Genomic DNA, 26,214 nt, shown 5'->3' with positions numbered 1-26,214 from the left:
GCTTCCGCCCTTCGCCCCCCGGCTTCACACGGTTTGAAACAGTGACTGACGCGCCCCTATCCTCGACGCCCCGCCGACTGGTTGTGGGAATTTCCGGAGCATCCGGCGTGGCTTACGGGGTCCGTGTGCTGGATGCGCTCAAAGAGTTGGGCGTTGAAAGCCACCTTGTGATTTCACGCGCGGCCCTGCTGACCCTTTCACAAGAAACTGATCTGACGCCGGACGATGTCACGGGGCGTGCCGATGTGGTGCATCGCATCAATGATGTCGGGGCGACTATTGCCTCCGGCTCTTTCCGCACCATGGGCATGATCATCGCCCCCTGTTCGGTCCGCACCATGAGCGAGATCGCCACGGGCGTAACCTCTACCCTGCTGACGCGCGCGGCGGATGTGGTGCTGAAAGAGCGCCGCACACTGGTGCTGATGGTGCGCGAGACGCCGCTACACCTCGGCCATCTGCGCACAATGACGGCGCTGGCTGAAATGGGCGCGATCATTGCCCCGCCCCTGCCCGCCATGTACGCCCGCCCCGAGAGCGTGGATCAGATCATCGACCAGTCGGTCGGACGCGCGCTGGACCTGTTCGGTCTGGATTGGGCCGCCGTGCGCCGCTGGAACGGCCTGCAAGGGACCGAGGCATGAACAACAGCGACGGTCTGTGGGACTGGGCATTAACCGCTTATAAGCGCGAGGGTGTGTCCGAGGCCTGCTTGCAGCTTCAGGACTATTTCGAGCAAAACGTCTGCCTGCTTTTATGGGGCGCCTGGTGCGCCGATACCGGTCGCCTGCCGGACGAAGACACGCTGGAAGCCGCCGCCGACACCGCCCGCGCGTGGGAGACAACCACCGTCGCGCCTCTACGGGCCGTGCGCCGCACTCTGAAGGCCCCTGTGCCTGATCTGGACACCGATGCTCGCCTCGCTGTGCGCGAGCAGATCAAGGCTGTTGAACTGCTCGCCGAGCGCCACCTGCTGAACCAGCTTCAGGACCTCGCCCCGCCGCCATCGGGCAAGGTGCGCCCTGCTCTGGACGGCATGGCCGACGCGGCCCGTCTGTGGGCCCGCATCATCCCCCGCCCTGCCCTCAAGACACTGGCAGAACGCCTTTCAGCCTGATCCGGCGTCGGTTATAAGCCGTTGTCGCGTGGGGACCCGTCTATGAACGATCACGATCCAATTCTGAGCGAAGAAGACAAAGAGCTTCACGAAAAGCTGGCTGTCCTTCAGCAGGAGCATGCCGATCTGGACGCTTCCATCGAGGCGCTGGCCCTGATGCCGTCGCCCGACCAACTGATGATTGCCCGCCTGAAACGCAAGAAGCTGCTGCTCAAGGAAGAGATCGTCAAAATCCGCGACCAGATCCTGCCCGACATCATCGCCTGATACAAAAAAGGCCCGCCGCAGCGAGCCTTTTGAAGTCATTACAGCGGCAGGACCGAGGTGTCCTTCACCTCTTCCATCACCGCATAGGTGCGGGTTTCGCGCACCCCCGGCATGACCACCAGCGTGTCGGCCAAGAAGGCGCGATAGGCCGCCATGTCCTTCATGCGCACCTTGACCAGATAGTCGAAACCGCCGGCCACCATGTGGCATTCCAGAACCTCGGGAGAGCGACGGATGCGTGCTGCAAACTGGTCGAAAATGTCCGAGGTGGTGCGGTCCAGCAGGACTTCGATAAAGATCAGCAGCTCGCGCTCGGCGTATTTCGGATCAATCAGGGCCGTATAGCCCATAATCACGCCACGCTCGCGCAGACGTCGGACGCGCTCGAAGCACGAAGAGGCCGACATGTTGCAGGCAGCGGCCAAGTCCTGATTGGTAATGCGTCCGTCTTGCTGGAGGACACGCAGGATACGACGATCCGCTTCGTCGAGCTTGTATTCTGGCGAACTCATTTTTGATCCCCCTCAAAACGCACCTTCACGTTTATTGTCAGAGCGGGACCGTGCCGACAATGGCTGTTCTGCAAATGAATCGGAACAGCTGGGCCGTGTGGGAATGGCGCACCACATTCGGTAAGCGGTGCGCCATTCCGAAAAATTAACGGCCAGCAGCCGCCTTTTGATCGGCAATCCAAATATCCATCTCCGCCGTCATAGACGGGATGGTGGCCACGCTGATCGCCATCAGGTGATCGTGGAAGGCGCGGATGTCGAACTTGTCACCCAGTTCCTGCTCGGCCTTGCGGCGCAGGCGAACGATCTCGATCTCGCCCAGCTTATAGGCCAGCGCCTGACCCGGCCAGGTGATATAGCGGTCGATCTCGGTGCCGATCTCGTGGTCCGACAGGGCGGTGTTGTCCGTCAGGAAGGCAATAGCCTGCGCACGGCTCCAGCCCTTGGAGTGGACACCGGTGTCGATCACCAGACGGGCAGCGCGCCACATCTCGTAGTTCAGACGGCCAAAGTCCTCATAGGCATCTTCATAGACGCCCATCTCCACAGCCAGCTTTTCGGTGTACAGCGCCCAGCCTTCACCAAAGGCCGAGATATAGACCTGCGCGCGATAGGGCGGGATGTCGGTGTGCTCGCGGCGCAGATTGCCCTGCCAGGCGTGACCGGGGTTGCACTCGTGCACAGTCAGGGCCGGAATATTGTAGCGCGGACGCGACGGCAGGTCATAGGTGTTCAGCAGGCAGGTGCCATTGCCGCCACGACCCGCCGTATAGAAGGGCGCGATATTGTCCGGCACGGGGATCAGGCTGAAGGTATCGCGCGGCTTGTGGCCGAAATATTCGCCCATCTTGCCGTCCACCTTTTTGATGACCCATGCGCCGTGCCACAGCAGGTGCTCGGGCTTGTCATAGTGGAACTGCGGGTCCGTCTTCAGGAAGCGGACGAACTCGGCAAAGGTACCGGTAAAGCCGGTGGAGCGCATGACCGCTTCCATCTCGGCGCGGATGCGGGCCACCTCGGCGCGGCCGATCTCGTGGATCTGCTCCGGCGTCAGGTTCACGCTGGTGTATTGGCGGATTTGCGTCTGATAGAAGTCTTCGCCGTTCGGCAGGCGGTTGGCGGCCAGTTCGTTACGGGCACCCGGAACATATTCGTTGCGGATGAAGTCCAGCAGCGTCTTGTGCGCCGGAACGACATCGCCGCTGATCACCTGTACCGCGCGGGCGCGCAGACGGGCCTGATCCTCTGCCGAGATGGTGCGCGGCATGGTCTCGAACGGTTTGTAGAACAGGCTCTTGGTCGGGTCCGACACCTCGGTCACGGCCAGAATGGACACGTCGCGACCGACCAGCGATTCACGCGGCTGGGTAAAGCCACGGGCCAGACCCGAACGCATGTTATCGATCTGCTGGCCGAAATAGCGCGGCACCTGCGACAGGCGGTTCAGATAACGCTCATACTCCTCGACCGAGGCGTAGGTCTGGTTGGCCGAACCGGCGATGGACGACCAGAAGGACGAGTCCGAGTTGAACGGCATTTCGTACAGACGGTGGCGGCCGTCATCGACATAGTTGTCGACCTCGTGCTTGAAGACCGCATAGTCCAGACGCGCCGAGCGCGACAGCTGGTCCGGCGAAATGGCATTCAGACCCTGCTGGACCTGCTGCCAGTAGGCCAGAATGCGTGCTTGGTTGGCAGCGCTGACGTCGGGCAGATCGACCGCGCGCGAACCGCGACCTGCCATCTCTTTCTGACGCCAAGCCCATGCCTCTTCGGCCAGTGCCTTGAAGGCCTGCTCAGTTGCACTGGCCGTCACAGTCTGCGGTGCCGATGCCATGGCCGGTGCCGTCAGCAGAGTGGTTCCTGCCAGAACCCCCATGGCGGCTATGATCGCACCTTTGGCGATTATGGTTTTCATCAGGAACTCTCCCCTTTTCCTTCGACGGCCCCGAAGGGTCCCCCGTACCCAACTGAAGTTTAGGGTGCTGCCCGAAAAGCAGCACCCTTGGCAAGCTTAGAACGTCGCGTTCACGCCCACATAGATATAACGGCCCAGATTGTCATACAGGCTGGCGTTGAATCCGTTGTAGAGCGAGGTTCCCGTCCAGGTGAACGGGGTCTGCGGCGGGATTTCGTCGGTGAAGTTGTTGATACCGGCAAACAGTTTGTACCGGTCCAGATCGTACTCGACGCGGATGTCGTGAGTGGCCCACGACGGTGCCTTCCACACCTCATAGGTGCCCGGCGCGTCCTGATTGGAGCGTAGCACGCTGCTGAGATAGCGGTTGGCGTAGGACAGGCTGAGGCGGCCATGATCCCAGGTGATACGTGTGTTCACGCGACGCTTGGGATTGGGCGTCTCGCCGGCCTGATCGTCACGCACGCTGGCGTCACCCGGCACCGGATCATAGGTCAGCTCGTCAAGGAAGCCTGCGGCCACATTGAACGACAGCAAGCCATAGTCCGGCAGACCCAGATCCGCCAGACTGGTGCGATAGGACGCCGTCACATCCCAACCCGAGTTGGTGTACTCGGCCACGTTCATCACCTGATTGATGACGCGCGAGATATTGCCGTCGGCGCTGCGGAAGACATTGGCGCAGAACGGGTTGTTCAACGTCGGGCTGTCCACGCAGTTGTTGATGATGGTGCGTGCCCCGAACGAGGCGATCACATCGCTGATATCGATCTGGTAGTGGTCAACCGTGATGGCCAGACCCGGCACGAATGACGGGGTCAGGACCACGCCCAGCGTCAGGGTTTCACCTTCTTCCGGCGACAGGTCTTCATTGCCCTTGCTGACGCTCGGCTTGGTGCCGCCCGACTGGGTGAAATTCGGGTCCAGACCCAATGCCGCACAGTTGGCGCGACGGTTGGCGGCATAGTTGCCACCGTTCAGGCGCGTGGCATCGCAGGGGTCGTCAAACAGGGCGTAGCCCTCGCTGCCACCATTGAACAGTTCGCTGATGTTCGGTGCCCGTACCGCCTTGGCATAGTTGCCACGGAAGCGGACGTTGCGGTCAACAGCCCACTCCAGACCCAGACCAAAGCTGCCGTCACCACCAGTGGTCGAATAGTCCTGATAGCGATAGGCCGCGTTCAGGTTGACGTACTGGGCAAACGGCACGTCGGCCAGCAGCGGCACGCTGACTTCGGCGAAGATTTCACGCGACTGGTACTCACCTTCGGTACGCGCCTGGGTGTTCTGGAAGATCAGGCCCTTTTGCGACCGCTCGTCCGGCACCATGCGGCTGTATTCCTTGCGCCATTCGACGCCCGCTGCGAACGACACCGGCAAGGCCGTGCCGCTGAACAGCGACGGATAGGTAAACAGTTCGCCATCCACGCTGGCCACGGCATTCCACTGCTTCATCACGTCCTCGCGGACGGTGTAGATGTAGGAATAGTCCAGCGCCTCACGCGAGGCGACGCCTGCGCCAAACAGGTTCAGCGGCTGACAGCCATTAGCGCGCGCCAGTTCGCTGCGGCAGACAATCTGGCCGTTCAGCGAGACAGCGTCGATTGAGTCGTAGAACTCGGCCTGCAGGCGGTCGAAGTTGATGAATTTCGACTGCGTCTCGCCATAGTTCACATAGGCTTCAAAACGCCAGCCATTGGTGAAGGAGCCGTCCACGCCGGTCACGAAACGAACGGTGTCGTTCTTGCTGTTGGTGGTGCGGATGCCGAAGTCGGTGTCGATACGGCTGATGTCGAAATACTGGCGACCGGTCGTAGCTTCGATAGGCGCACTGGCCAGATGCGGCTGCAGCGACGCGGGCAGGAAGGCGTTGTCGGTATAGATGCGATAGGCATTACCCGTCGCGCGGCCTGCTGTGGTGTCGGCAAAGGTACCGTTACGCGCCTGACTGCTGGCTTCCATGTGGAAGAATTTGCCTTCGGCGAACAGGCTCACATCGTTGATGAAGCTGTTCGACGCGTCAAAGCGGTGACGCAACTGAATGTCGGCCCCGTAGCGCTCTACCGGCGTACGCAGCATGTCGTCCGTGATGCGGAAGCCGTCACCACCGATTGACACCGCCTGCGCGCGCCCTTGGCCGTCATAAACGATCTGGCCACGGTTGAAGGTGGTCAGTTGGCCGTCCGGCGTGAACGTCAGCGAAAAGGCTGGCGTGTCGCCCAGGCGCGTCACGATTACCGGGGTGAAAAAGTTGTTCTGGGTGTTGGTATAGACATCGCGCGCCACGATGAATGACGGCAGGCCGTCATCGGCGCTCTTCTTCAGCGGATTGGGGATTTCGGCCAGCGAGCTCAGCGCATAGTCGCGTTGGTGACGCAGCAAGCCCTCGGACTTGTCATAGGTCAGCGCACCCATGACGTTGGTGCGACCTTCGTTGAAGTTCCGGCCCATGGCGACCGAACCAAAATAGGTGTTCGTGCCATCCGCCGAGCCGTACTGGCTCTGGAAGGTGATGCCGTCGAAGTCCTGTTTGGTGATGAAGTTCACCACACCGGCCACGGCGTCGGCACCGTAAACCGCCGAAGACCCACCGGTCACCGTATCGACGCGCGCAATCGCGGTCTTGGAGATGGAGTTGATATCAACGGCACTGCTGCCTGCCGAACCGGGCACGTGACGGCGACCGTTGACCAGAACCAGCGTACGCCCTGCGCCAAGGTTGCGCAGGTTGACCGTAGCCATGCCCTGACCGGCAATGGAGTTGGTGGTGCTGGATGCCGAGCTGCCCAGACCCGCTTGCGGCTGACGGGCCATGGCGTCGGCCAGATTGGTGGTGCCCAGAGCCTCGATTTCGCGCGAATCCACCACGTTTACCGGCGTGGCCGCTTCGATGTTCGGGCGACGGATACGCGATCCGGTCACCACGATCTCGCTAACGGCAGCCACCTCCTCCTGACCGGTAGCGTCCTGTGCCAACGCCGCAGGTGCCAGCACCATTGTGGAGACGCCCGCCAGTATCGTGCCGGACCTCAGATATTTGGACAGTCTCATTGCGTCATACCCCTCATGCTATGACTTCCCTTCCAGGCACACTTCCTCGATCGCCCTCCCTCAAAGGCGTCTCAGAAGAGTTCGGTTAAAAAGAAAGGGCGGCCCCCCGACCGCCCTAGGCTTTAGCGGCCAGTTTGTCCGCGTTCGGCTTTCTGTTGATCGACCATGGCCCGCACATCGGCCAGCAGGGCCTGAGCGTCATAGGCGACACCCCGGGCCACGGTCCATTTCACCCCGCCCACCGTTTCGATGCGGTTCTCGGGGCTCAGACGCTCATGGCCGGTGGCGTACAACGTCTTGAAGTTTTGCAGCGGGTTTTCCGGCACAATGACCAGATCGGCGCTCATGCCCGGACGGACAATGCCGAACTCTGCCGGACGGCCCGTCGGTTCGGCCAGCACATTGGCCCCGTCCATGGTGGCGGCGCGCACCACTTCCAGCGGGTGGAAGCCGGCTTCTTGCAGAAGCTCCAGTTCCTCGATGTAGCCAAAGCCGAACAGCTTCCAGATGAAGCCCGAGTCCGAGCCCACCGTCACTACGCCGCCCGCTTTCTTATAGTCGTTCAGCAGGCGCATGAAGCGGTCGTAGAACCGGCGCCATGACACTTCGTTCTGGGTGGTCCAGTCGAAGAAATAGCTGCCGTGGTTGTCGCGGGTGGATTCGAAATAATCCAGCAGGGTCGGCAGGGTGTAGGTGTCGTGCCAGCTGGCGTTCTTGGCGCGCATCAGATCACGCGAGGCCGCATAGATGGTCATGGTCGGATCGAACGCCACGCCCGTCTCGACCTGAGCCTTCAGATAGTCGTCCCACCCCGGCATGCCGATGTCGACCTGACGCCAGATTTCGGCCGCCTCGCCAAAACGCTTCTGTTCGTCGAGGAAATTATAGTCGACGGGATAGTTCTGGATCGTGCGGCCACCCAACAGCGATTCAAAATGGCCATAGAAGTGGGTGATGGTGCCCAGACCCGCTTCGGCCAGCTGGGCAGCATTCAGTTGTGCCACGCCCGGCTGGGCGATGTGGGCCACCGTGCCCATGCCAACCTTTTTGGCTTCGTCGATGGCCGCGAGAACCACCTCGGGCGTCTCGTCATTGCGGATGAAGAATTTGATGCCGTCCACGCCGTTGGCTGCACCCCAGCGGACCCATTCGCGGGCCATCTCGGCATTGCGGATACGGCCACGGTTCCAGCCCGAACCCAGCGTTTGATAGTTGAAGATGCGCGGGGCGACGATCTCGCCACGGGCCGAGCGATCACGCTCCGAGCGGGCGATGGCGTGCGGGGCCAAGCTGACACCGCGCACCGTGGTCACGCCGTGGGCCAGCCACAGCTTATAGGCATATTCCATGTCCGGAGCCTTGCCCGGACCACCGGCGTGGGTGTGCATGTCGACAAAGCCGGGCATCACATACATGCCGCGCGCGTCGATCTCGTGGGCGGCACCGTGCGGAGCACGGTTCAGGCGCTCTGCCATGCCGGGCCAGCCCGCCTGTATGACATCGGTGATCTTGTCGTTCTCGATGACGATGTCGACCGGACCGGTCGGCGGTGCGCCGGTGCCGTCAATCAGCATCGCACCGCGGATGACCATCAGCGGGAACGGGCCAAGGCCTTCGCCCGCACGACGTGCCGGCGCGGGATTGAAAGTGTTACGCGAGGCGGCGGCAGGCTCCTGATGGGCCATGGCCACCTGTCCTGCCGACAAGGTGGCTGCGGCGATGACGACGGCTCCGCAGACCCCCGTCCACAACTGAGCCCCGAAACGACGATTATTCGCCGATTTACGCATACCACCCCTCCAAGTTCACCGGGCCGCGCTATTTCCGCGCCCTGACTATCCCTTGGATGAAATCGGTAACACTGTAATCGCAGACAGAGTTTCGGATATTGATTGCCAAGCTGAATAAAATTCGGATAACGACAATCTCTGATGTGTCGAACACCAGACATCAACCGAAGGCTGTCGGGGTGAAATTTTTTCCAATGTGCCATTTGGCTAGCCGAATAGCCAAGCTTGCGCAGTTTTACGTAGGAAACATGCAACAGATTGCCCGCCTAGCGGGTCAGACGCCATCCCACAGCGTCCTTTCATTTACCTACGACACCCGAATATCGTTCGAGGAAACATAACCGCCGTTAAGGTGACGCGCCTAGCGTGAGGCTTTGCGGTCCGCCTTGCGTAGCCACATGGCCGCGTCCGCCTCGGCCAGCCAGGTTTCGGCATCGGCCTGCTGCCCCAAGGCCCGCACACCGATGGAGCCGCCCAGCGTGCGCGGCTGCCCTTGCCAGCTAAAGGCGATCCGGGACAGGCCCTCGGTCAGACGCTCGGCCTTTACGCGGGCCGATTGGGCGTCGGCATTCATCAGCAGGACCGAAAACTCGTCCCCGCCCAGACGCCCCACCGCATCCGACTCGCGCACCTGACTGATCAAATATTCCGCAACACAGATCAGGGCCGCATCCCCTGCCGGATGACCCAGTTCGTCATTGATCCGTTTAAATCCATCCAGATCCAGATAGAGCAGTGCGGCCTCGACCCCGTGGCGACGGCAATAGGACATGGAGCGCGACAGGGTCTGAAAAAAGCCGCGCCGGTTCAGCGTGGGGGTCAGAACATCATGGTCGGCCAGTCGTTCAGCCCGTTCCGCACGAACAGTCAGCGCCTCGACCTCGGTGCGTAAACGCTCGATTTCGGCCAGCAATGCCTCGATCGAAGGGCTGTCAGTCTGGCTCAAGGTCACGGCTCCGGCATGACAAAGGGCGCGACTCGCTCCCCCGACAGGCATTTTAAGTCTAACGCTGTCGGTTGCGGACGCAACGCACCTGCTATAAGCGGCCACTTTCTGAATGGGGAGCCTTTGCGCATGACCGCCTCCACTCCACCCGTCGCCATCATCATGGGCAGCCGCTCGGACTGGCCGACGATGAAACTGGCCGCCGACAAGCTGGATCAGCTGGGCGTCGCTTGGGAGGCCAAGGTTGTCAGTGCCCACCGCACCCCGCAACGCCTCTATGACTTTGCCACCGGCGCCAAGGCCGCGGGCTATAAGGTGATCATCGCCGGTGCGGGCGGTGCCGCCCACCTGCCGGGCATGGCCGCCTCCATGACCGATCTGCCGGTGCTAGGTGTGCCGGTGCAGTCCAAGGCCCTGAAGGGCATGGATAGCCTGCTCTCCATCGTCCAGATGCCGGGCGGTGTGCCTGTGGCCACTCTGGCCATCGGTGAAGCCGGTGCCACCAATGCCGGTATTCTGGCCGCGCAGATTCTGGCCCTGTCGGACGACAGCATCGCCGAGCGCCTCAGCGCCTTCCGCGCTGCCCAGACCGAATCCGTACTCGAAACCGTCGAGGATTAAATATGACGGCAGCCCTGCCCCCCGGTTCCACCATTGGCATCCTCGGCGGCGGCCAGTTGGGGCGCATGCTGGCCGAGGCGGCCTCTACCCTGGGCTTTGACGTGGCGCTTCTGGAACCTCAGGCTGACTGCCCCGCCTCGCGCGTGGCCGCTCACCACATCCAGACCGCCTATGATGACGTCGAGGGCCTGAGAAAACTGGCGGCACTTAGCGACGTCGTGACCACCGAGTTTGAAAACGTGCCCGCTTCGGTCGTGGCCGTGCTGGAGGCCGAGGGCGTGCGTGTGGCCCCCAATGGTCGCGCACTGGCTACCGCCCAGGATCGCGTCACTGAGAAGACCTTCCTGAACAGCGTCGGGGCTACCACGGTCGATTTCGCCAAGGTCGATGATCTGAACGATCTGACCGCCGCCATCGAAAAGCTGGGCCTGCCCGCCCTGCTGAAAACCCGTCGCGAAGGCTATGACGGCAAAGGTCAGGTCTGGATCAAGAACGCAGCCGACGCCGAAGCCGCGCTGGCCGCCGTGGGCAACAAGCCGTCAATTCTGGAGGCACGCGCCGCCTTTACGCGCGAACTGTCGGTGATTGCGGCACGCGGTGTGGATGGCGATGTCGCCGTCTATCCGCTGGGCCAGAATACCCATGAGAACGGTATCCTGCGCACCACGGTCGCGCCGGTGGAGGTCGATGACGCCACCCAAGCCCGCGCCGTCGAGATCGCTACCGCCATTCTGAAGGGTCTGGATTATGTGGGTGTGATCGGGGTCGAACTGTTCGACCTTGGCGGTACCCTGCTGGTCAACGAGATCGCGCCGCGCGTTCACAATACCGGCCACTGGACGCAGGACGGCTGTAGCTGTGACCAGTTCGAACAACAGATTCGCGCCGTCGCGGGCTGGCCGCTGGGCTCGACCCGCGCCCATGCCAAAATCGAAATGATCAATCTGTTGGGCGATGAAGTGGACGGCTGGCACGCTATGGCATCCGATGCCGACACCCACCTGCATTTCTATGGCAAGCGCGAAGCCCGCGCGGGCCGCAAGATGGCCCACATTAACAAGGTGCTCCAGCGCCTCTGATAATCAAAAGGGCCGCTGATCCAGCGGCCCTTTTTCTATTCCACCTTCGCGCCGTAACGCAGACGCCCGAGGAAGTCGGTGATCTTGCGCACCGGTGCGTCGAAATCCTTGCCTGCCTTCCACTTCTCGAACGCCATCACATTCTCGATGCGACGGGCGACGAAGGCGTCGGCGGCCTCCTTGCCTTGGAAAAGGCGGATGGTCAGGGCCGGAGCCAGAATGCCGCTGAGGATGGTCCGCTTGGAATAGTGGTTCTGGTCGGTCGCCGTATCACCGGCCCAACGCCAGATCTTGTCGGCGGTGTCCCACGTGAGACTGATTCCGAGATCAGCGTTAAATGGAAGCGCGAGGAAGCCCGCGCACTTTTTCGATGCCTCGGCATCCTTGGCCGCGGCCTCCAGACGGGCGGTGACCCCTGCCGAGATTCGCTCGCGAATCTTCAGCGTGTGGGCGGGCGTCGCCTCGAGCGCCTTCAACGCCTCGGCATCGTGGCGACGCGACAGCAAGGCCGCCAAATCGCGGGGACCGTGAGGAAGCAAAAGCTCTTGATCTCCAAGGGAAAGTCCCTTGGCTTCGCAAGCGGCCCGCACCAGCTGGCTGTTCCAGCCCAGACGCCCCGCACGGGCAATGGCGGCGTCCAGAACAGCCTGTTCCGTGCGCTGCGCCCAATCAGAAGACGGCTGATCTCCGCCTTTGGTAGAGGCGGTGTGCTCGGTCGGGTGCGGAGTCTCGGTCATATCCATACAATACCCGCATAATGATTGGGTTTCGAGCCATCACGATTACCTTCGTCCGCTGGACAGACGCCGAAACATCATGTATTCCGCCGCCTTCATCCAAAGGGGCCCGTCTCTTTGGACCAGAATTTTGTTTTGTCTGCCCGTCTTCCCTTCAAAAGGACGCGGCGGGCGGCCAAAGGAGAGAGAACCCTGGTTCAGATTTTCGTTCGCGACAACAATGTCGATCAGGCCCTGAAGGCTCTGAAAAAGAAAATGCAACGTGAAGGCAGCTTCCGCGAAATGAAGCGTCACGTGCACTTTGAAAAGCCGTCGGAAAAGCGCGCCCGTCAAAAGGCCGAAGCTGTCCGTCGCGCTCGCAAGCTGGCTCGCAAGCGCGCTCAGCGCGAAGGCCTGCTGCCGGCACCGAAGGGTCGTCGCTAAGACCGACGCCTTCAAAAGGCTTCCTGAAAACCCGCCCCGCGATTGCGCAGGGCGGGTTTTCTTTTGTCTGTGCCCCTGCCCCGCACAGCGGGCACGAAAAAAGGGCGGACCAGAAACGGCCCGCCCTTTCGTTGTTTGAGGCACGCAGCTGTTAGCGGCTGCGCATGGCGTTCATGAACGACTTCCACGACAGCTTGGCATCCGACATGGCCCCGGCGCGGAAGGCCCGCCCCGACAGCCACACCATCAGCGCTGCGAAGGCGAACATCACCACAATGCTCGCGATGATCTCGATCATCGGCGGCTCGCTGGGCGCGCGTGCGGGCATCAGGAACGGCGTGAACGGCGGGATCAGGCTAAGCACCTTCAGGATCATCGCATCGGGCGATCGCAGCGCCATCTGCATGAACAGCAGCGGCACGATCATGGCGATCATCACCGGCCCCATCAGCACCTGTGCCTCACGCGGGGTCTCGCAGAAGGCCCCGATGGCAGCGAACAGCACCGCGTACATCAGATAGCCGCCGATCAGGAAGATCAGCAGATAGAGCCACAGGCCGTTGGTCAGCAGCACCGCGCCGATATCGCGCGCCACCTCGGGGAAGGCCATGCTGAGGCTGACGGCACTGATGAGGCCCCACCCCGCCATGACCGTCAGGGTCAGGATGGCGACGCCCAGCACCTTGCCGGTCAGCAGCTCGGTCGCCGTCACCGATGACAGCAGCACCTCGAGAATCTTGTTGGACTTCTCTTCCATCACCCCGTTCATCAGCATGCTGGCCCCGGTCAGGATCAGCGACCACATCAATAGGCCACCGACCATGCCGATCAGGCCGGGCAGACGGTCACGCAGGCCCACCTCGCCGCCCGAGGCCGCGCGCGGCGACAGCAGGGTCACGTCGGGACGGAACTGCTCGGTTGTCTCCACCAGCTGCGGATCGATGCCATTGGCGGCAAATACCGAATGGCGATGGGCTTCGGACAGGGCGTCTCGGATATTGTCTTCCAGATCATTACCCGAAGCGCGGCGCGTCCAGATACGGGCGGCAGGTTGGTCATCCTTTTGCGTCAGGATCACCACAGCCGACAGATCACGGCCATCGATAGCCCCGTCCCTCTCGACCCATTCGCGGGCCAGAGCATCCTTGGCCTCGCCCGCAGGGGCAGCCACCAGATCGGCCGGCGCGGGCAGTTCTTCAGTGCCGCGACGCGGTGCCTTGAAGGAGGCCGCCGCGCGGGGAGCCACCTGTTTCAGGGCCGCAAGCCCCCCGTCATAGCCACCGGTCGCAGTCGCAGCGCGCACGGCATCGCGTCCGGTCATCCCTGCCTCTGGCACAGCGGCCATGGCCATGGAGGAAAGGACGGAGCGGTCATAGTCCGAGGTCAGCGCCTTGCGCACATCGGCGGCCAAGGTGCCGCCCTCGGTCTCGTCCACCACCACATAGGCATGCACAGGCTCGGCCCGCTGCATCAATATCGGCGCAAAGCCGCCCAAGGCCGCAAAGAACGGCAGGCTGAGCAAAGACAGCCAGAAGCCCCAGGTTTTGACATAGGCCATCACCTCGCGCTGGGCGATCAACAGGGTCCGGTTCATGCCCCCGCCTCCCCTTCGATCTTGTGTCGTTGGTCGTCTTCAGGATTAGTGCCGGTCAGGGCAATAAAGGTGTCATGCAGGGTCGGCTCGTGCAGTTCGAAGCGGCGCACATCCAGCCCCCCCACAAAGGCCGCCCGCAGCGTCTCCTGCGCCTGTACGCGTGGGGCCAAGGCCACACGCAGCGCCACGGCATCATCCTGACGGGACAGTTCGCTGACGTCGGCCACGCCGGGCAGCGCCCTCACCTGCCCCACATCCAGCGCGCCCTCGATCTCCAGATAGCGCGGCGACGTCTGGCGGGCTTGATCCACCGTGCCCTCGAACGCCTTTTGACCGCGCGCCAACAGCACCACCTTGTCGCACAGGCGCTCGGCATGCTGCATCACGTGTGTCGAAAACAAGACCGTGGTGCCATTGTCGGCCAGAGCGCGGATCATCGCCTCCAGGCCCTGCTGGTTCATCGGGTCCAGACCCGAAAACGGTTCGTCCAGAATCACGAACTCGGGCTGATGCACCACAGAGGCGATCAGCTGGACCTTCTGGGCCATGCCCTTGGACAGATCCTTCATTTTCTTCTTGGCCGCGTGGCCCAGCCCCATCCGCTCCAGCATGTCGCGGGCGCGCTTTCGGCCCTCGCTGGCGGGCAGGCCCTTCAGCGTACCCAGATAGGTGATGGCCTCGACAGGCGTCATCTTTTTGTACAGGCCGCGTTCTTCGGGCAGAAAGCCGATCTGGTCGCGCACCTTGCGCCCGTCGTTCGCACCCAGAATTTCGATAGAGCCGGACGTGGCCGCTTGCAGCCCCAGTATCATGCGGATGGTCGAGGTCTTGCCCGCGCCATTCGGCCCCAGAAAGCCGCAGATCGCGCCGCGCTCGACTTCGAAGCTGAGGTTTTTCACGGCTTCAAAGCTGCCGTAGCTCTTGCTGACGTTGGCCAGTTTCAGAACTGTCGCCATGCCACCTCCCATTGTGCCATCATGGCTACCTTGGGTTAGAAGTCAGACAATCGGGCTCGCCTCGCAAGGCTTTTCCCTGAAGGCCAACAGGAAAAGGGCCCGCGTTTTGTCGCAGGCCCTCCCCCACACTTCGCGAAGATCAGAAGGCGTAGCTGAGACGCACGCCGCCCAGATGGCTGTTGAAATCGCTGCCGAAACGGCCGCGATAGGCCACCTCGACGTTCAGCTTTTCACCGATCCGGCCTTGCAGGCCGACCGTGGCGAGCCCTTGCGAGCCATAGGGCACATCCACCGTTTCCGACAGGACACGAGCCGTATTGCCGACCAGACCGGTGCGCATGGCATCGCCGTTGTCGCTGATGATGTCGCGCCAGCCGCCTTCTGCGAACAGCTGGAAGCGTTCGGTGCCGTGTTCAAGGCGAAGCGCCACCTCGCCCGTCACCGCGTCCAGCTTGCGGGTCTGATAGTCGTATTTGGCTGCGGGGCCGTTCTCGAGAAAGTCATCGACCGAGGTGTTCACCCACGCCACGGCCACGCGCGGCGAGATGGCCAGATTGCCGGACTGGAACCACATGCCGCCCTGTGCGCGCGCGCCATACGACTTACCACGCGTGCTGGAGGCATGGACCACGGGTGCCAGAACCGTCAGACGGCGGATGTCGTTATAGTCGTCCGAAGCCGCCCCAGCGGCCAGATTGAAAAAGGCCGTGTCCGAGCGCCAGCCGCCATAGACGTCGATGCTGAAATTATCGACATCGGCTTTCACTATGCCTGCATGCAGTTCCGACTGACGGATACCGCCTGCAAGACCGAAACGCATCGTTTCGCTGCCCGATTCCAGTGCCAGACGCAGGCCATAGCTGTCGGTGCGGGCCTCTTCGATAGCACCGCGCGCATCCACCTTGGCGGTGGCGGCAATGCCCGACAGGGTCATGCGCGTACCTTCGCCCCAACCGCCGCGGCTGGACAGAACGCGCGTGGCCTCGTCCAGATCATCTTCGCGGTGGCGCCATGAGGTTTCCCCCAACACCGCCATCCGCGAACCCGAGACCCCATAGTACAGATAGTCGGTCGCCAGATTGGCCAGCACCCTATGGCCTTGTGCCGTGGGGTGAACGCCGTCGAAATAGAAATAGCTATCCGGATTGGAGCAGACGGTCGTGCCGTTGAAGCACGGCTCGGTGATGTTGGACACGCCGAACGCCTGCGGGTTGGCCGCCACCACATCGCCGATGGCGAACAGGTCGACCTGAATGATGTTGGTGTTGGGGTTGGCCGCCGCCGTGGCCGTCAGCAGGCCTGACAGGGTCGAGTTGAAGGTACTGGCCCCATAGTCGGCCAGCGGTGCCCCTGCCGTATTGCGGAACTGGGGCGTCAGGGACAGTTTCGGCAGGTTGGTGACCAGCACCGTGCCCGCGCCCATGGTGGCGATCTGGCCGACCAGCCCGTTTACGTCGTTCGCCGCGCTGCGGGCGGTCACGCCGAATGTTCCGGTCGGATTGGGCGAGGCACCGGCTGCGGCAATACCTTGAAACAGGTTGTTGGCCCCGCCCAGCACGCTGACCAGATCATTGGGGCCGAAGGTGCCGCCGCGCTGACGATAGGTGGCCAGTTGAAGCTGCATACCCAGTGGTGCCGCCTGACTGTCGGTCCGAGCACCGCCAAAGGCCATGTTGATGCTGCCGCTGACCGGCCCCATGAAGTTGGCGGCATCAAAGCCCAGCTGTTCGGTGAACACCTTGCCGTTCGAGAAACGGCCTTGCCAGAAGGGCGGCGAAGCGGGCGTCGTGCCCTGCGTCGCCATATAGAGATTGCCATTGTCCGACAGGCTGTCGCCGAACACGACCAGACGGTCATAGGTCTGGGCTTCGCCCCGAGAGGTCCACACCCCCACGGCCAGAACCGCCACGGCGGCCCCGCACATCAACGCCTTCATCCTGAATCCTCCGATCAGTCCTCACTGACGGGACTGTTGAGGCGAAGGATGCGCCGCTTTCGCGCTTTTACAATACAGCGTTTGGCGAAAGGCTTTCGCCTTTGGCGAGAAAGCGGGTTGGCGTGATTTTAATGCAGCATACGGAACTTAACCGTTCCGGGAATGTGGCGCAGCTTCTTCACCGCCTCCAGATCGTAGTGGCGGTCCACGTCGATGATGACGTAACCGGTCCGCTCGTCGGTCTTGAGGTGCTGGCCGAGAATGTTCAGGCCCGCCTCTGACAGGCCCTTGTTCAGTTCGGCCAGAACGCCCGGCTGGTTCTTGTGGATGTGCAGCAGACGGTGGGCGCGGCTGACTTCCGACAGCTGCACGTTCGGCAGGTTCACACAGAAAGTCGTGTCACCACGGTTCAGATAGTTGAGCAGGCGCTCGGCGGCGAACTCGGCGATGGCTTCCTGCGCTTCTTCGGTCGAACCGCCGACGTGCGGGGTCAGGATCACCTTGTCGAGGCCGATCAACGGGCTGTCGAACGGGTCGGAGTTGGTGCGCGGCTCTTCAGGGAAGACGTCAACCGAGGCACCGCCCAGCTTGCCCGACTTCACAGCCTCGGCCAGCGCATCGACATCAACGATGTGACCACGGGCGAGGTTCAGGAACAGAGCCCCGTCCTTCATCTTGGCGAACTGTTCGCGGCCAAAGATGTTGGCGTTGTCCTTGCGGCCATCGACGTGCAGCGTGACGACATCGGCCTCTGCCAGCAGATCGTCCAGCTTGCGCACGCGACGGGCATTGCCCAGCGCCAGACGCTCGTTCAGATCATAGAACAGCACGCGCATGCCAAGGTTTTCGGCCAGCACCGAAAGCTGGCTGCCGATCGCGCCATAGCCGACAATACCCAGCGTCTTGCCGCGCACTTCGCGCGAGCCGGTCGCCGACTTGTTCCAGATGCCCTGATGCATCTGACGCGACTTGTCGGTCACATCACGCATCATGACGATCATCATGCCCAGCGCCAGTTCCACCACCGAACGGGTGTTGGAGTAAGGCGCGTTGAACACGGCCACGCCCTTGTCGGCGCAGGCGTCCAGATCGATCTGGTTGGTGCCGATGCAGAAGGCCGCCACGGCCATCAGACGGTCGGCGTGTTCCAGCACGCGCTTGGTGACGGTCGTTTTCGAACGGATGCCCAGAACGTGCACGCCCTTGATCGCTTCGATCAGGTCGTCTTCGTCCAGCGCGCCCTTCATGGTGGTGACGCTATAGCCCGCCTCTTCCAGACGCTCGACGGCGGCAGGGTGGACGTTTTCCAGCAGCAGCATCTTGATGCGGTTGCGCGGATAGGACCAACGCCCCGGCACGCCCTCGGCGTGGAGCAGTTCATCCATCGAAGAGGCCACGGCATCGGCCACCTCGACCACCTTGGGACGGGCCACGATTTCGGTGAAGGCATAGAAGCGGTCTGCCGCACCCGACAGCTTGACCTCGGCATCGTTCCAGCCGTCACCGATCATCACGATCGGGCGCTCGAGGTTCAGGCTGTTGATGACCGTCGGCTTGCCGTTTTCACGGGCCAGCGGATTGGCTTCGTTCACGCCCGTCACGCGGCCTTCGTCATCATAGACCAGCTCATTGGCCAGCACGTGATCGCGCGAAATGCCCAGACGGTCGGCCAGCGGATAGATGACCTCGGTAAAGCCACCCGACAGGATGTAGATACGTTCGGCGTTACGCTCGAAGAAGTCGACGTTGCGGCGTACCGAAATGGTCGCCTCGTCCAGAATACGGTCAGCCAGAGCCTCGACGTGCTCGCGGCGAAGGCCCAGCAAGGACAGTCGCTGGTGCAGCGCCTCTCCGAAACCCAGCTGGCCGTTCATCGCCTGATCGGTCAGATCGGCAATCCTGGCCTTGCGCTCCTCGGCGTCGGGCGCGGCAGCCAGTGACAGCTCTGCAAGCGCCTCCAATGTCTCGATCCGTACCAGGGTCGAGTCGAAATCGAACACGAAAACGGGCGAAGCATTGATCGGCGAGGTCATGCCCGCCGATTAGCCCACCTTCGCACTTGCAGCAATAAAAAGGGGGACCAGAGCCCCCCCTTTCTGCACGATTTTTCCAAGAAGCGACTTACTCGCCCTCTTGTCCGGAAACGCGCTTGTGTTCCAGCGCCACCGCACCGATAGCCGCCGCGATCAATGCAACCGCAAACAGGGCCGCACCTTCACGGGCATGGTCCTTGGCAAAGTCGGTTGCATAGTCGCGCGCGTCCTCGGCAGCACGGCGGGCCTTCTTGGCATAGCGGCGGCCTTTGCGGCCATGACGGCTGCTGCCGCGCCAGTCCTCGAAACGCTGACGCACGCTATCGGCAAGATCCAGAGCGCGGTCCTGCACATCCTGGGCGCGGTCCTTGACCTCAAACCCCAGATCGACAGCGCGATCCTTGACGTCGTGGCCCAGATCAGCAGCCCGACCGACAGCGGCGCTACCCATGGCTTGGGCCCGCGCGGCGCGGCGGCGGTACTTTTCGGCCCTGTGGTCGAATTCGTCTTCAAAGTCGTTTTCGTCGAACTGGCCAAAGCGCGCGCGCAGGCCACGGGTATCCACCCACCCCCGCGGATCCAGACGCTCGCGGATCACCTCGATACGACGCGGACCCGTGCGTTGGCGCAGGAATAGGGTCGCAAAGCCCACACCCGCCAGAATGGCGATGGTCCCTGCGACAATGCCCGGGTGCTTGCGGGCTTCTTCGGCCAAGCTGCAGTCTGTGAAATCGAAATCGTGTGCCATGCCCGACCTTTCGTCCTAATGCGCAATGATATCCGGCTAGATGAGCGGATACTGGGCCGATGGGTTCCAAAAGGCCCGGCTTGTCCCGATGTATGCACAGTCACAGTGTGCATCCAACATCGGTTAGGCCGGGTTTGAATTGCCGCCACGATCGAGGCGCGCTCCCTGCCCTTACATTTCGCCCTCACCATCCCTATGTTCCGCGCCTTCTAGAACCACGCGCATTTCAGGACCCCCTGTGACCGATCACACCGCCACCGCCCCCGCAATCCATGACGATCTGGCCGCCGCCTTCCAGATTGACGGCTGGCCTGTACGCGGTCGTCTGGTGCGTATGGGCGATGCCATCAACACTGTGCTGTCGTCGCACAAATATCCGCTGCCGGTCGCCCGCCTCCTGGGCGAGGCCTGCGCCTTGGCGGCTCTGGTGGGGTCTTCGCTGAAGTTCGAGGGCCGTCTGCTGGTGCAGGCACAGGGCGACGGTCCCGTTCGCTATGTCTTGGCCGACTATGGCACCGATGGCTCGCTGCGAGGCTTCTGCCGCTATGACGAGGGCGAACTGGCCGCGGCCTGCGAAAACAAGTCCAACCCCGGTGCCGAAGACCTGTTGGGCAAGGGCGTGTTCATCATGACGCTGGACCGTGGTCCGGACTTTGAACGCACCCAGGGCCTGACCCCGATCGAGGGTGACAGTCTGGCGTCGTGCGCCGAGCATTATTTCGTCCAGTCCGAACAGATTCCGACCAAGGTCAATCTGGCTCTGGGCGAGATCACCACCGACACCGGCACCCAGTATCGTGCGGGCGGTGCCCTCATTCAGGTCATCGCCGCCGACGACGCCCGCGGCTCGACCGAAGATGTGTGGGAGCGCACGCGCGCCTTGTTCGCCACCCTGACCGACGATGAACTGGTGGACCCGACCATTACGCCGGAAACCCTGCTGTTCCGCCTGTTCCACGAGGACGGCGTGCGTCTGGAAGGCGCGACCCCGATCAAGGCCCAGTGCCGCTGCTCGCGGGACCGCATCGTTACCGTGCTCCAGTCTTTCCCCGAGGACGAGCGCGACGAGATGATCGAGGAAGACGGCAAGATCCACGCGAACTGCGAATATTGCTCGACCGATTATCTGGTCGATCCGGCAGAGGTTACGCCTCCGGCTCCGGAAGCCCGCCACTAAGTCGAAAGGGCGCTGCGGCATCGGCCACAGCGCCCTTTTTTTTCTGTCCGGCGTTCGTCTAAGCGCCCTAGTTGTTCAGGTCCAGCGAATAGCCCGCCGAGCGCACGGTGCGGATGGGGTTGACCGTGCCGTCCACATTCAGCGCCTTGCGCAGGCGGCCGACGTGGACGTCCACAGTGCGCGCCTCGACATAGACGTCAGAACCCCAGACGGCATCCAGCAGCTGTTCGCGGCTGAACACACGGCCAGGATGTTTCAGGAAATGATCCAGCAGGCGGAATTCCGTCGGGCCAAGGTGGATTTCCTTGCCCGCGCGCGACACGCGGTGGGCCACACGGTCCATAACGATATCGGCGTGGTTGACGCGGTCATCGGCCAGGCCGGGACGCAGGCGGCGCAGTACAGCGCGCATACGGGCCGTCAGCTCCGTCATGGAGAAGGGCTTGGTCATATAGTCGTCGGCACCGGTATCCAGACCCCGTACGCGGTCGGCTTCCTCGCCACGCGCCGTCAGCATGATGATCGGCAGGTTACGCGTTTCCGACTTGGAGCGGATACGGCGGCACACCTCGATGCCCGACAGTTTGGGCAGCATCCAGTCCAGCAACACCAGATCGGGCTGGCGTTCTTCGATCATCAGCCAGCCCTCTTCGCCGTCCTGGGCGACCGCGACCTCGTAGCCTTCTTTTTCAAGATTGTACTGGAGGAGCGTCGACAGCGCGTCCTCATCTTCCATAACCAGTATGTAGGGTTGCATGTCTGGTTGTCTCCGATCTGCGGGGGACGTCAGGGCAAGATTTTAGGGTCAGTCAGCCGACGGAGTGTCCGTCAGGGTCGGTGTCGGCGAGTTGTCCTCACCAGGGGCCGGTACCGCACGCGGGCGTTCGCCCTGCATGTCTTCGCCGGTGATCTCGTAATAGACGGCCTCGGCGATATTGGTCGCGTGGTCACCGATGCGCTCAAGGTTTTTGGCCATGAACAGCAGATGGGTGCAGGCCGTGATGGTGCGCGGGTCGCCCATCATATAGGTGAGCAGTTCGCGGAACAGGGCGTTGTAGTGCTCGTCCACCTCGTCGTCGGTCTGCCACACGCTCATGGCGCGTTCGACTTCCGAGGCGGTGTAGGCGTCCAGCACATCACGCAGGCGGTTCGACACCAGACGGCCCATGCGTTCGATCGAGCGGGTCAAGACCTGCATCGGCTCGCCCTCGGCGAGGATCAGGGCGCGTTTGGCGATATTCTTGGCCAGATCACCCGTGCGCTCGAGGTCCGAGGCCAGCTTGATGGCCCCCAGCGTGCGGCGCAGGTCACTGGCCACAGGCTGACGAAGGGCGATCAGACGGATCGCCTTCTTCTCGATGTCGTAATGCAGCGTGTCCAGCTTGACGTCGCGCTCAATGACGGCGCGGGCCAGCGCCACGTCGCGGCGGGCCACAGACTCGATGGCGTCGGCCACCTGGGCCTCAGCCAAACCACCCATGCGGACGACCTCGGCCGTCAACTGGTTCAGTTCGTCGCCATACGCTTTGACGGTGTGCTGGTTCATAGCGTCCTCAGCCGAAGCGGCCGGTGATGTAATCGAGCGTGCGACGCTCGCGGGGGTTGGTGAAGATGTCTTCGGTGTCGCCGGTCTCGACGATGTTACCCATGTGGAAGAAGGCCGTGCGCTGCGACACGCGGGCGGCCTGCGCCATGGAGTGGGTCACGATCACGATGCAATAACGCTCGCGCAGTTCGTCGATCAGCTCTTCGATCTTGGCGGTGGCAATCGGGTCCAGTGCCGAGCAAGGCTCGTCCATCAGGATGACTTCCGGCTCGACGGCAATGGCGCGGGCGATAACCAGACGCTGCTGCTGGCCACCCGAAAGGCCGGTGCCCGGCGCGTGCAGACGGTCAGCGACCTCATCCCACAGACCGGCGCGCTTCAGGGCCGACTGGACGATGTCTTCCAGTTCCGACTTCGACGAGGCGAGGCCGTGGATTTTCGGACCGTAGGCCACGTTCTCGAAGATCGACTTCGGGAATGGGTTCGGCTTTTGGAACACCATGCCGACCTGTGCGCGAAGCAGCACCGGATCGATCTTCTTGTCGTTGATGTCCTGACCGTCCATCTCGATACGGCCCTCGACGCGCGCGCCGGGGACGGTGTCGTTCATGCGGTTCAGGGTGCGCAGGAAGGTGGACTTGCCACAGCCCGACGGGCCGATCAGGGCGGTGACCGCCTTGTCCGGAATATCGAGGCTGACGCCGTGCAGGGCCTGCTTCTCGCCGTAGAAGACCTTGACGTCCTTGGCGGCAATCTTGATTGCGCCCAGATCAGCGCGGGCCGAGGCTCCAACGGTGGGTACGGACGACAGAGAGGCACCTGCCGACGCACCCTGCCCTTGCGACAGACCTTCGGGGGCGCGTTGGATAGAGGCGCGGATAATCTTGGAGCTCATTCGTATTACCACCGGCGTTCGAAACGACGACGCAACAGGATTGCGGCGGCGTTCATGACGATCATGAAGGCGAGAAGCACAAGGATGGCGGCAGCGGTCCGTTCGTGGAACGCGCGCTCCGAGGCATTCTCCCAGATATAGATAAGCGACGGCAAAGCGCCAGCGGGGGCGTCAATGGCTGCCGTAATGCCCGGCACAAAGCTGATCATACCGATCAGCAGCAGCGGGGCCGTCTCGCCCAGGGCGTGGGCCATGGCGATGATCGAGCCGGTCATCACGCCCGGCATGGCCAGCGGCAGCACGTGCTGGAACACGGTCTGGGTGCGGCTGGCACCCATGGCCAGAGCGGCGTCACGGATCGACGGCGGCACAGCCTTCAGCGCCGAACGGGTGGCGATGATGATGGTCGGCAGCGCCATCAGCGCCAGCACCAGACCCCCGACCAGCGGACTTGCGCGTGGCAGGTGCAAGAAATTGATAAACAGGGCCAGACCCAGCAGGCCGTACACAATCGAAGGCACAGCCGCGAGGTTGTTGATGTTTACCTCGATGATCGCCGTCAGGCGGTTACGCGGGGCATATTCTTCCAGCCACACGGCTGCGAACACACCTACCGGAATAGCGATCAGAGCCGTCACCGTCAGCATCAGCGCCGAGCCGACCACAGCACCGAGCAGACCTGCCAGTTCCGGCTGGGTCGAGTCGCCCTTGGTGAACAGGGCCGAGTTGAAGTGGGCACGGGTCACGCCGCGTTCCTTCATCTGGTCCAGCCACTGCATCTGCTGGTCGCTGATGCGGCGCTGCTCCTCTGGCGTATTCTGGGTGATCTTGCCCTTCAGATACATTTCCGCATCGTCGGACAGAGGGGCCGACACCGGAACGGTCTGACCGATCAGGGCGGGCTGGTTGCGGATCATCTCCGCCGCCACATACTTCAGCTCCGACGAGATCAGGGCGCGCATGGCTGCGGTCTGGGTGCCGGTCTCATCGGTAATGCCCAGACGGGCGATCTGCTGTTCGGCGGCCAGTTGTTCGAAATTGGTACCCTGCGGATAGGCGCGCTCGATGCGTGCCGGATCCATATACAGCGGCATGGTCAGGCTGTGGCCGTAGAAGGCCGTATAGCCCTGCATCACAATGCTGGACAGCAAGATGGCCAGGAACACCAGAGCCACGCCGATAGCACCGCGCCCGTACCATTTGAAACGGTTCTCGCGGGCATAGCGGCTCTTCAGGCGCGCTTGCAGCTTTTGGGCTCGGGTGCTGACCGCACCGGATTTAGAGACGGCGTCAGTCATACTGTTCACGATAGGCTTGCACGATGCGCATGGCGATCACGTTCAGGATCAGGGTGACGACAAATAGCGTCAGCCCCAGACCAAACGCAGCCAGCGTTTTCGGGCTGTTGAACTCTTGGTCGCCGGTCAGCAGGGTCACGATCTGCACGGTCACTGTGGTAACCGTTTCCAGAGGGTTCAGCGTCAGCTTGGCCGCCAGGCCGGCCGCCATGGTCACGATCATGGTCTCGCCGATAGCGCGCGACACGGCCAGCAGCAGAGCGCCCGCAATGCCCGGCAGAGCCGCAGGAAGCAGAACCTTTTTGACCGTTTCCGACTTGGTCGCCCCCATGGCGTAGGAGCCATCACGCAGAGACTGGGGCACAGCGTTCATGATGTCGTCCGACAGAGACGACACGAACGGGATCAGCATGATGCCCATCACGCAGCCGGCCACCAGAGCCATCTGGTTTTGCACCAGCATCAGATACTGGCCCAGACCGTTCAGCGGACCGCCAACCATCCACTCGCCGATGGTGTTGAAGAAGACGCGCAGCGCCGGACCAACGGTCAGGGCGGCAAAGAAGCCGTAGACCACGGTCGGCACGCCTGCCAGCACTTCCAGCAGCGGCTTGACCACGGCGCGGGTCGTCTTGGAGGCGTACTCCGACAGATAGATCGCCGAGAACAGGCCGACAGGCGCAGCCACAGCCATGGCGATCAGCATGATCAGGAAGGTACCGGCAAACAGCGGCACCGCGCCGAAGGCACCCGACGAGCCGACCTGATCGGCGCGGATAGCGATCTGCGGGCTCCACTGGGTGCCGAACAGGAACTCGAACACCGACACCATGCTGAAGAAGCGCAAGGAGTCGTAGACCAGCGAGAAGATGATGCCTGCGGTCGTCAGCACGGCCACGGTGGCGCAGCCGAACAGTATGCCGACCGCCCAGCCTTCAACCGTGTTGCGCGCGCGCAAGGACGGTCGAATGCGCAAGGTCACGTAAAGTGCGCCTAGGATTGCGGCGAGAACAGCAGCCGTCAGGCCACCCCATTGCAAGGCGGTGCGAATGCTGTGGGCACGGCGACCTTCGGCGGCCAGCTCTTCGGCGTACGGGGCGGGCCAGATTTGCAGCGCCGGCTGACCGGCACCCACGCGACGGGCGTCATTGAAGAAGGCCTCGCGACGGAACGGCTCGAGTTGCTCGACCACTTCCGGCGTTCCGGCGGCAACCAAAGAATGCTCGATCGGGCCGGAGAAGACGCTGGCCAGCGCCATGACAGCCATAAACGGGGCCAGCACACCGATCAGGGCGTACATGCCGTGTTGGCCCGGACGCGAATGGGCCCGCGTGCCTTGGCTGCGGCGGATGGCCAACCGACGCCCGCCCCAGAAGGACAGAACGGCAAAGGCAGCCATCAGTAACAGAAAAATCCAGGTCATCCGTATCCGTGACGTTTACACAGCCCGCCCGGAGGCAGGATTTATCTTTGGGCGGAAAATGCCCATGAATGGCGAGCGCAATAAGACGGATGCATGACAGTTCTGTTACGTAGCAACCGAGCCACAGCGCAGCGATATTTGAAATTT

Annotated in this window: 23 protein-coding genes and 1 pseudogene; 7 read left to right on the top strand and 17 right to left on the bottom strand. The window is 62.5% G+C overall.

Annotated features, from left to right (window positions below; genetic code table 11):
- Positions 1 to 41: 41 nt before the first annotated feature.
- The 3 genes from B3B04_RS05250 to B3B04_RS05240 are packed head-to-tail and all read left to right on the top strand — an operon-like array spanning position 42 to position 1,384.
- Positions 42 to 644, top strand: a complete 603-nt coding sequence (locus B3B04_RS05250) for a UbiX family flavin prenyltransferase (RefSeq protein WP_292040609.1) — start codon at positions 42 to 44, stop codon at positions 642 to 644.
- Positions 641 to 1,117 (top strand): TIGR02444 family protein, encoded by a 477-nt coding sequence (locus B3B04_RS05245; RefSeq protein ID WP_292040606.1) that lies wholly within the window; start codon positions 641 to 643, stop codon positions 1,115 to 1,117. Before B3B04_RS05250 ends, B3B04_RS05245 begins: the two co-directional genes overlap by 4 nt.
- Positions 1,118 to 1,159: 42 nt before the next feature.
- Positions 1,160 to 1,384, top strand: a complete 225-nt coding sequence (locus B3B04_RS05240) for a YdcH family protein (RefSeq protein ID WP_292040603.1) — start codon at positions 1,160 to 1,162, stop codon at positions 1,382 to 1,384.
- 38 nt (positions 1,385 to 1,422) lie between these two features.
- Here the strand turns inward: B3B04_RS05240 and B3B04_RS05235 are convergent, their stop codons facing one another.
- The 5 genes from B3B04_RS05235 to B3B04_RS05215 all read right to left on the bottom strand — a co-directional run bounded on the left by B3B04_RS05235 (position 1,423) and on the right by B3B04_RS05215 (position 9,601).
- Positions 1,423 to 1,896: an Lrp/AsnC ligand binding domain-containing protein gene (locus tag B3B04_RS05235; protein ID WP_292040602.1), complete on the bottom strand. Its 474-nt coding sequence runs from the start codon at positions 1,894 to 1,896 to the stop codon at positions 1,423 to 1,425.
- Positions 1,897 to 2,041: 145 nt separating this feature from the next.
- Positions 2,042 to 3,814: a DUF885 domain-containing protein gene (locus B3B04_RS05230; RefSeq protein ID WP_292040600.1), complete on the bottom strand. Its 1,773-nt coding sequence runs from the start codon at positions 3,812 to 3,814 to the stop codon at positions 2,042 to 2,044.
- A gap of 96 nt (positions 3,815 to 3,910) precedes the next feature.
- Positions 3,911 to 6,865 carry a TonB-dependent receptor domain-containing protein gene (locus B3B04_RS05225; protein ID WP_292040597.1) on the bottom strand — a complete coding sequence of 985 codons (2,955 nt, stop codon included), beginning with the start codon at positions 6,863 to 6,865 and terminating at the stop codon, positions 3,911 to 3,913.
- Positions 6,866 to 6,987: 122 nt separating this feature from the next.
- Entirely contained in the window at positions 6,988 to 8,655 is a 1,668-nt protein-coding gene (locus B3B04_RS05220; RefSeq protein ID WP_292040595.1) for an amidohydrolase family protein, read from the bottom strand.
- Positions 8,656 to 9,016: 361 nt separating this feature from the next.
- Positions 9,017 to 9,601: a GGDEF domain-containing protein gene (locus B3B04_RS05215; RefSeq protein ID WP_292040593.1), complete on the bottom strand. Its 585-nt coding sequence runs from the start codon at positions 9,599 to 9,601 to the stop codon at positions 9,017 to 9,019.
- 129 nt (positions 9,602 to 9,730) lie between these two features.
- Between B3B04_RS05215 and purE the strand changes: the two genes are divergently transcribed.
- Both purE and B3B04_RS05205 read left to right on the top strand, forming a co-directional pair.
- On the top strand, positions 9,731 to 10,222 hold the full coding sequence (purE, locus tag B3B04_RS05210) for a 5-(carboxyamino)imidazole ribonucleotide mutase (RefSeq protein WP_292040591.1): 492 nt from the start codon (positions 9,731 to 9,733) through the stop codon (positions 10,220 to 10,222).
- Positions 10,223 to 10,224: 2 nt separating this feature from the next.
- A complete protein-coding gene (locus B3B04_RS05205) occupies positions 10,225 to 11,301 on the top strand; it encodes a 5-(carboxyamino)imidazole ribonucleotide synthase (RefSeq protein ID WP_292040588.1) in 1,077 nt (358 codons plus the stop codon).
- Positions 11,302 to 11,336: 35 nt separating this feature from the next.
- On the opposite strand, the gene B3B04_RS05200 is transcribed toward B3B04_RS05205, so the two are convergent.
- Positions 11,337 to 12,038 (bottom strand): COQ9 family protein, encoded by a 702-nt coding sequence (locus B3B04_RS05200; RefSeq protein WP_292040585.1) that lies wholly within the window; start codon positions 12,036 to 12,038, stop codon positions 11,337 to 11,339.
- A 192-nt stretch (positions 12,039 to 12,230) separates the two neighbouring features.
- Between B3B04_RS05200 and rpsU the strand changes: the two genes are divergently transcribed.
- Positions 12,231 to 12,461 (top strand): 30S ribosomal protein S21, encoded by a 231-nt coding sequence (gene rpsU / locus B3B04_RS05195; RefSeq protein WP_292040692.1) that lies wholly within the window; start codon positions 12,231 to 12,233, stop codon positions 12,459 to 12,461.
- A 151-nt stretch (positions 12,462 to 12,612) separates the two neighbouring features.
- On the opposite strand, the gene B3B04_RS05190 is transcribed toward rpsU, so the two are convergent.
- The 6 genes and pseudogenes from B3B04_RS05190 to B3B04_RS05170 all read right to left on the bottom strand — a co-directional run bounded on the left by B3B04_RS05190 (position 12,613) and on the right by B3B04_RS05170 (position 19,695).
- The gene (locus tag B3B04_RS05190) at positions 12,613 to 14,055 is read right to left on the bottom strand and encodes an ABC transporter permease (protein WP_292040582.1); all 1,443 of its coding nucleotides are present in this window, start codon (positions 14,053 to 14,055) and stop codon (positions 12,613 to 12,615) included.
- On the bottom strand, positions 14,052 to 15,011 hold the full coding sequence (locus tag B3B04_RS05185; RefSeq protein WP_292040579.1) for an ABC transporter ATP-binding protein: 960 nt from the start codon (positions 15,009 to 15,011) through the stop codon (positions 14,052 to 14,054). Before B3B04_RS05185 ends, B3B04_RS05190 begins: the two co-directional genes overlap by 4 nt.
- Before the next feature lie 139 nt (positions 15,012 to 15,150).
- Positions 15,151 to 16,947 (bottom strand): autotransporter domain-containing protein, encoded by a 1,797-nt coding sequence (locus tag B3B04_RS05180; protein WP_292040576.1) that lies wholly within the window; start codon positions 16,945 to 16,947, stop codon positions 15,151 to 15,153.
- Positions 16,948 to 17,075: 128 nt separating this feature from the next.
- Positions 17,076 to 18,332 (bottom strand): phosphoglycerate dehydrogenase, encoded by a 1,257-nt coding sequence (gene serA, locus B3B04_RS05175; protein WP_349679362.1) that lies wholly within the window; start codon positions 18,330 to 18,332, stop codon positions 17,076 to 17,078.
- 108 nt (positions 18,333 to 18,440) lie between these two features.
- Positions 18,441 to 18,980: pseudogene (locus B3B04_RS14590) on the bottom strand (HAD family hydrolase); the annotation flags it as partial.
- 88 nt (positions 18,981 to 19,068) lie between these two features.
- Positions 19,069 to 19,695: a hypothetical protein gene (locus tag B3B04_RS05170; RefSeq protein WP_292040570.1), complete on the bottom strand. Its 627-nt coding sequence runs from the start codon at positions 19,693 to 19,695 to the stop codon at positions 19,069 to 19,071.
- Between the two features lie 271 nt (positions 19,696 to 19,966).
- Here B3B04_RS05170 and B3B04_RS05165 point away from each other — a divergent pair, with 271 nt between their 5' ends.
- On the top strand, positions 19,967 to 20,905 hold the full coding sequence (locus B3B04_RS05165) for an Hsp33 family molecular chaperone (RefSeq protein ID WP_292040567.1): 939 nt from the start codon (positions 19,967 to 19,969) through the stop codon (positions 20,903 to 20,905).
- A 67-nt stretch (positions 20,906 to 20,972) separates the two neighbouring features.
- On the opposite strand, the gene phoB is transcribed toward B3B04_RS05165, so the two are convergent.
- Genes phoB through pstC form a run of 5 tightly spaced genes read right to left on the bottom strand, consistent with a single transcriptional unit; the run spans position 20,973 to position 26,067 of the window.
- The gene (gene phoB / locus B3B04_RS05160; protein WP_292040564.1) at positions 20,973 to 21,662 is read right to left on the bottom strand and encodes a phosphate regulon transcriptional regulator PhoB; all 690 of its coding nucleotides are present in this window, start codon (positions 21,660 to 21,662) and stop codon (positions 20,973 to 20,975) included.
- 48 nt (positions 21,663 to 21,710) lie between these two features.
- Positions 21,711 to 22,451 carry a phosphate signaling complex protein PhoU gene (gene phoU / locus B3B04_RS05155; protein ID WP_292040561.1) on the bottom strand — a complete coding sequence of 247 codons (741 nt, stop codon included), beginning with the start codon at positions 22,449 to 22,451 and terminating at the stop codon, positions 21,711 to 21,713.
- Between the two features lie 7 nt (positions 22,452 to 22,458).
- A complete protein-coding gene (pstB, locus tag B3B04_RS05150) occupies positions 22,459 to 23,346 on the bottom strand; it encodes a phosphate ABC transporter ATP-binding protein PstB (RefSeq protein WP_409514416.1) in 888 nt (295 codons plus the stop codon).
- A gap of 5 nt (positions 23,347 to 23,351) precedes the next feature.
- Positions 23,352 to 24,644, bottom strand: coding sequence for a phosphate ABC transporter permease PstA (gene pstA, locus B3B04_RS05145; protein WP_292040559.1), 1,293 nt, complete (start codon positions 24,642 to 24,644; stop codon positions 23,352 to 23,354).
- A complete protein-coding gene (gene pstC / locus B3B04_RS05140; protein WP_292040556.1) occupies positions 24,637 to 26,067 on the bottom strand; it encodes a phosphate ABC transporter permease subunit PstC in 1,431 nt (476 codons plus the stop codon). The genes pstA and pstC overlap by 8 nt, the downstream gene beginning before the upstream one ends.
- Positions 26,068 to 26,214 lie beyond the last annotated feature (147 nt).

Origin of the sequence: Brevundimonas sp. UBA5713 (assembly GCF_002419815.1) — a bacterium.
Taxonomy (GTDB): Bacteria; Pseudomonadota; Alphaproteobacteria; order Caulobacterales; family Caulobacteraceae; genus Brevundimonas.
The sequence above is the reverse complement of the archived record's forward strand: the minus strand, read 5'-3'. Positions and strand labels throughout refer to the sequence as shown.

Bases quoted from the DNA above. Each gene is read 5' to 3' on its own strand.
- B3B04_RS05230 (WP_292040600.1), bottom strand. From the start codon at position 3,814: ATGAAAACCATAATCGCCAAAGGTGCGATCATAGCCGCCATGGGGGTT.
- pstB (WP_409514416.1), bottom strand. From the start codon at position 23,346: ATGAGCTCCAAGATTATCCGCGCCTCTATCCAACGCGCCCCCGAAGGT.
- B3B04_RS05200 (WP_292040585.1), bottom strand. From the start codon at position 12,038: ATGACCGAGACTCCGCACCCGACCGAGCACACCGCCTCTACCAAAGGC.
- pstC (WP_292040556.1), bottom strand. From the start codon at position 26,067: ATGACCTGGATTTTTCTGTTACTGATGGCTGCCTTTGCCGTTCTGTCC.
- B3B04_RS05235 (WP_292040602.1), bottom strand. From the start codon at position 1,896: ATGAGTTCGCCAGAATACAAGCTCGACGAAGCGGATCGTCGTATCCTG.
- B3B04_RS05205 (WP_292040588.1), top strand. From the start codon at position 10,225: ATGACGGCAGCCCTGCCCCCCGGTTCCACCATTGGCATCCTCGGCGGC.
- purE (WP_292040591.1), top strand. From the start codon at position 9,731: ATGACCGCCTCCACTCCACCCGTCGCCATCATCATGGGCAGCCGCTCG.
- B3B04_RS05180 (WP_292040576.1), bottom strand. From the start codon at position 16,947: ATGAAGGCGTTGATGTGCGGGGCCGCCGTGGCGGTTCTGGCCGTGGGG.
- B3B04_RS05245 (WP_292040606.1), top strand. From the start codon at position 641: ATGAACAACAGCGACGGTCTGTGGGACTGGGCATTAACCGCTTATAAG.
- B3B04_RS05225 (WP_292040597.1), bottom strand. From the start codon at position 6,865: ATGAGACTGTCCAAATATCTGAGGTCCGGCACGATACTGGCGGGCGTC.
- B3B04_RS05190 (WP_292040582.1), bottom strand. From the start codon at position 14,055: ATGAACCGGACCCTGTTGATCGCCCAGCGCGAGGTGATGGCCTATGTC.
- phoB (WP_292040564.1), bottom strand. From the start codon at position 21,662: ATGCAACCCTACATACTGGTTATGGAAGATGAGGACGCGCTGTCGACG.
- phoU (WP_292040561.1), bottom strand. From the start codon at position 22,451: ATGAACCAGCACACCGTCAAAGCGTATGGCGACGAACTGAACCAGTTG.
- B3B04_RS05240 (WP_292040603.1), top strand. From the start codon at position 1,160: ATGAACGATCACGATCCAATTCTGAGCGAAGAAGACAAAGAGCTTCAC.
- pstA (WP_292040559.1), bottom strand. From the start codon at position 24,644: ATGACTGACGCCGTCTCTAAATCCGGTGCGGTCAGCACCCGAGCCCAA.
- B3B04_RS05220 (WP_292040595.1), bottom strand. From the start codon at position 8,655: ATGCGTAAATCGGCGAATAATCGTCGTTTCGGGGCTCAGTTGTGGACG.
- serA (WP_349679362.1), bottom strand. From the start codon at position 18,332: ATGGATGAACTGCTCCACGCCGAGGGCGTGCCGGGGCGTTGGTCCTAT.
- B3B04_RS05185 (WP_292040579.1), bottom strand. From the start codon at position 15,011: ATGGCGACAGTTCTGAAACTGGCCAACGTCAGCAAGAGCTACGGCAGC.